We start from the raw sequence: 4,623 nt of genomic DNA on the forward strand, positions 1-4,623 counted from the left end.
GTAATGATCAAATAAGCGGCGAGTCCGAGATTTAGCGAACTCACAAGAGCCGTGAAGATGCAAAAAATATCAGAGCAGCACCATGCCATACCAAGGCGTTTCTGAGGCGATAAAGAAACTCTGGGAATGCAGGCACCCGTCCATCATCCAGATCAAGCGAAATGACCTGGGAGACCGCGGAGTAGGCACGGACCAGCATGTCGGCCGGGAAGTGAGCGGTATACGTAAGATATGCACGGAGCGCGTAGGCTGCGTAGACCAGGCCCGTCGGCGTGTCGTGTATCTCCTGAGGCGCCCCGGCTTGGCCTTGGTGTCCCAAGGCAAATTCCTGGGTGAACTGATACATCGACTCGTCCATATAGAGGTGGCCAATGTCATAGGGGGCGGCGGCCAGGCCAAGCGGCTTGTTGAAAGGTGTCGTCAACCCCAGCAACGCCACATGTCCGATTATTCCTCCACCACGGTACGCGGCCAGGATCGGCGCCGCCGTGGCAACAATGGTCACACCAAATAAGACCGCGGCGATGAGAACCTCCCGATACAGACGGAACCTGGTGATCATAAGCACCAAAACGAGAACGATGATGAAGAATGGCACTGCGATTGACAGATCGGCCCGGACACCGAAGCCGACCCCGGCGACGATACCTGCGACTGCCGCGGTGCCGATGAATCGTCTTGGGCCGTCAATGGCCTTCAAAAGCCAGCCGCACAGCAAAATCACACCAAGAACAAACGGCGCTTTAGAATAATCACGAAGCTCTGGCAGCATGGCGGCATTCAGCGGCGACAAGGTCGCCAGAATGGTCGCTGCCGCCGCCCACGGAATTCCGACAAACAGTCGGCAAATACCATAGATCAGAGCGTTCATTGCTGCGGCCAGCAGCGCACCTATAATAAAGAGGGCTGTCCACTTCACTCCGGCAACTGCCCAGATTCCCGCAGCCGCGGCGATGAGATAGAGAGTCTGGTATTGCAGGCTGTAGAGCGGAACGCGATCGGCAGGCGGAGCGGGCAAGTCACTACAGTTGAAGCTCGGAGTCGTCCCACTCAAGAAGTCCCTGACCGCGGGCTTATCAAGCGCCAGCGATTCAAACTTCCCCGTACAAGCCCAAGCCAATGCTGGCGCGAAAGTTTGTTGATAGAAGCTGCCCCACCCAACTTTCTCCAGATGCCCCAGAGCAAGAGAAAACGACGATACGAACAAAACGAGCGCGATAATCCCGTCGACACGCTTGCGACCAATGGCCGAGCCGGTTCCAGCCGCGGTCCACCGGAGCACCTCGCGCGCAGTCAGGCTTTTGATGCGACGTCTTAATCTTACTGCATCACAAGTTTCTGCTCCCCAGATGTCTTTCCCTGGCGGCTGAGCAGCATGGACATCGTGGCAGCGTTCTGACCAGCGCGGCAATGAGGCGGCGGCGCATGGTTGCGATCGAGTTCGGGATGTGACGCTCGGGCCGCAGCGGCGGAGCCTCTGGGTCGATAACCGGAGGGAACGGCAGGTTGCGGGAAGAGCCCGCCGGCACGAGGTCCACAGGGGGGAATCGTCTCCCGCTCGGAGATCAGGAAGCCGTAGGCTGCGATGCACAGCGTGGCATGGTGATGGAAGCCGCGCCATCCGCGCCCTTCGAAATGGCCGAGCCCGACCTCCTGTTTGAGTTCCTGATAGTCGCGCTCGATGCGCCAGCGCAGTTTGGTAATGTCGACGAGATCGCGAAAGGAGATGTGGCTTGGAAGGGTTGAAAGCCAGTATTTGGTCGGCGCATCCTCGTCCTTTGGCCACTCGATCAGCAGCCATTCTTCCGATCGGCTTTCAGTAAGGTGGTAGTCGCGATGCGCAGCCCGGACACGCACGCGCGCAAACCGTGAGGACAGCACATCGGCTGTGCCCTCTCGCCATTTGATCGTGCGCCAGCCGCGCTTTGGGATGCCGAGAGCAAGTACCTTGACCGAGACCGGTTGATGCTTTTTGTCCCGGCGGATGAGTTTGGGTGGCCGCCCGTTGCCCGACCATTTTTTCGGCGGCAGCGGCCCCGTGCCGCATGTCCATACGGTGGTCTGCGGCATGATGCCGGCGACATAGCGCAGTGCAAGCGCGCCGATTCCGGCACGCAGCTCGGTGTTGCAGCCATAGCCCGCGTCCATCAGGACCACGCCACGAGGAAGCTCGGCCTTGCAGGCCGCAGTAATCTGCTCCAGCGCGATCTCGGGCTTGGTCTTGAACCTGACATCCTCAGGCACCCCCGTTTTGCGCCGACGTTGGTGATCGCTCGCCCAGTCCTGCGGCAGATAAAGCCGATAGCCCACCGGCAGGCTGGCGTGGCGATTGGCAATCGACAGCGACACCGCCACCTGGCAATTGTCCTGCTTGCCGAGTTGCCCACAGTATTGCCGCGCCACCCCGACCGAGTGCCGGCCCTGTTTGGGAAACCCGGTGTCGTCGATGATCCAGGCTTCGATCGGCCCCTGCCGCTCGATCGCCGGCAGCACCATCTCGCGTACTTTGGCCAACACTCGTTCGTCTGACCAGCCTCCCTCGCCGACAAAATGCAGCAGCGATTGGTGCTGCGCCGCCGTGCGCGAGGGCGCCGTTACCGCCGCCATCGGCTCCACGCTCTTGCGCTCGCAGGGCATCATCAAACCCACGCAATAATCCCGCAACGGCCGCACACGGTCGCGGTGACCAATCACGCTCGCAAGTCCCTCGACATAACCCACAAACCGCGATTCACTGGCACCTGCTTCGCCAAGACCCATCGCCGCCTCCTTGGGGCTCAAAGATGAATCTCAGCCAATAACTGATTCTCAAACGTAGTCGCCGCGACGTTCTGACTCAGTAAGACTAGCAGGCTGCTGAAAAACGGTATTGTAAGGACGTTTTTCGTGATGATTGGACGGGAGACGATGGGTGGTGTGCGTCAGGGCTTGGGCCTGGAGCGCGGTAATTGGTGGATTTGTTGCTCATTTGTTGGGCTCCAGACAGACTCATCCCGTTGCCGCCAGCAGTTTCGGGATGCGAACGAGATTGTAGGCGATCGCGGTGAGAACGAAGAACCACTCGACCAGACCGCGGCCACGATGCCGGGTCTTGCGCAGGCCGCCGACCGTCTTGATCCAGCCGAAGCATTCTTCGATTCGTTTGCGCTTGATCGTGCTGATGCGATAGCCGGGGTGCCGGGTGGTGCGCGCATCGATCGCCGAGCGGCGGTTGGTATCGTTCTGCGAGACATGCGGCGTGCAGCCGCGCTGGCGACAGCCGGCGACGAAGTCGGCGGTGTCGTAGTTCTTGTCGCCGCCCACCGTGCTGCCGGGCTTGGCAGTGTGCTTGATCATGGCGAGCGCAGTGGTGCGCTCGGCGGTGCCGCTGGCCTCGGTCAGCCGCGCCTCGACGATCAGCCCGTTCCTATTCTCCGTCAGCAGGTGCCCCATGTGGCAGAGTTTGGCCTCCTTGCCGGCGCCCTTTCGGAACAGCCGGGCATCGGGGTCGGTGCTCGAAGAATGCGTGTCGTTCTTGCGTTTTTCGCCGTGGAAGTCGCGTTCGGCATTGCGGCCGCCGCCGCTCTTGGCGGATGGCGGATTGCTGCTGTCATCCTTCGGCACAAAACTCTTCATGCTGGCCCAGGCCTCGATCAGCGTGCCGTCGACCGAAAAGTGCTCGCTCGACAGCAGGCGGCGAACCTGCGGCAGGTTCAGCACGCGGACCATGAACTTGGCCGCGATATCGCCGTCGAGCAGCCGGTCGCGGTTCTTACAGAACACCGTCGCATCCCACACCGCATCGTCCGCCGACAATCCGACGAACCAGCGGAACAACAAATTATAGTCGAGCTGCTCCATCAACTGCCGTTCCGAGCGCACCGTGTAGAACGCCTGCAGCAACAGCGCCCGCAGCAGCCGCTCCGGCGGGATCGACGGTCGGCCGTCGCGCGCATAGAGCTTGCCAAAGGCCCGCGACAACTCCGCCAACGCCGCGTCAACAAGGTCGCGGATCGCCCGCAACGGATGATCGGCGGGTATCCGCGTCTCCAACCGCAGGTAACTGAAAAAGCCTTCCGATCCTTGATCTTCGCCGCGCATCGCCAGCCCGCTCTCGCTTGGAGGTCCAAAATGGCAGAATCACGGGTCAACCGAATCACACCAAAATCGTCACGTAAATCGCGTTTTTCAGCAGCCTGCTAATACTTCACATTGACGCCGAGGCGCATGTAAGGCCCTTGGCGCTGGTCGGAGGTGAGCGACCAACCTCCGGCCGCCGACCATTCCAGCGCTTGCGTGCGCAAGCCGGTGAGATGCGCACCGAATTGCAGCTCCTCGAAATTGCCGCACCAGAGCTCTTCGAGCTCGGGGCCGATGAAAGCCTTGTCGAAGACGCGAACGCCGAAAGCGGTACGCAGCGATCCGGTTGGTCCGATGGTTGCCAGCGTAGCGTTGATCGCGGCCATGGTCTGCGCGGTCGGCTGAAACCAGATGTCGGCCGACAACTCGCCGCCGATATAGAAGCCGCGCAAGCGGCTGGTCGGATCGTTGGGCGTCAACCGATAGTCCTGGGCCACCGGACCGCCGAATACACTGATGATCAGCTTGTTGTTGTCGTAGGAGAACCGCCAGCCGGGCAGGATC

The 4,623-nt window shown here is 60.9% G+C and carries 4 protein-coding genes; all 4 read right to left on the bottom strand.

Annotation, left to right across the window (positions count from 1 at the left end; all coding sequences use genetic code 11):
* Window positions 1–40 precede the first annotated feature (40 nt).
* Window positions 41–1,282, bottom strand: coding sequence for a hypothetical protein (locus tag VGG64_29955; GenBank protein HEY1603864.1), 1,242 nt, complete (start codon window positions 1,280–1,282; stop codon window positions 41–43).
* Window positions 1,283–1,320: 38 nt separating this feature from the next.
* Window positions 1,321–2,760, bottom strand: a complete 1,440-nt coding sequence (locus VGG64_29960; protein HEY1603865.1) for an IS701 family transposase — start codon at window positions 2,758–2,760, stop codon at window positions 1,321–1,323.
* Between the two features lie 228 nt (window positions 2,761–2,988).
* The gene (locus tag VGG64_29965) at window positions 2,989–4,080 is read right to left on the bottom strand and encodes an IS5 family transposase (GenBank protein HEY1603866.1); all 1,092 of its coding nucleotides are present in this window, start codon (window positions 4,078–4,080) and stop codon (window positions 2,989–2,991) included.
* A 98-nt stretch (window positions 4,081–4,178) separates the two neighbouring features.
* Window positions 4,179–4,623: cellulose biosynthesis protein BcsS (bcsS, locus tag VGG64_29970; GenBank protein HEY1603867.1), on the bottom strand; the 445-nt coding region annotated here is incomplete at its 5' end.

This window comes from Pirellulales bacterium (assembly GCA_036490175.1).
Lineage (GTDB): Bacteria > Planctomycetota > Planctomycetia > Pirellulales > JACPPG01 > JACPPG01.

What these genes read in the sequence shown, in the direction of transcription:
- VGG64_29960 (HEY1603865.1), bottom strand. Translation starts at nt 2,760, where the DNA reads ATGGGTCTTGGCGAAGCAGGTGCCAGTGAATCGCGGTTTGTGGGTTAT.
- VGG64_29965 (HEY1603866.1), bottom strand. Translation starts at nt 4,080, where the DNA reads ATGCGCGGCGAAGATCAAGGATCGGAAGGCTTTTTCAGTTACCTGCGG.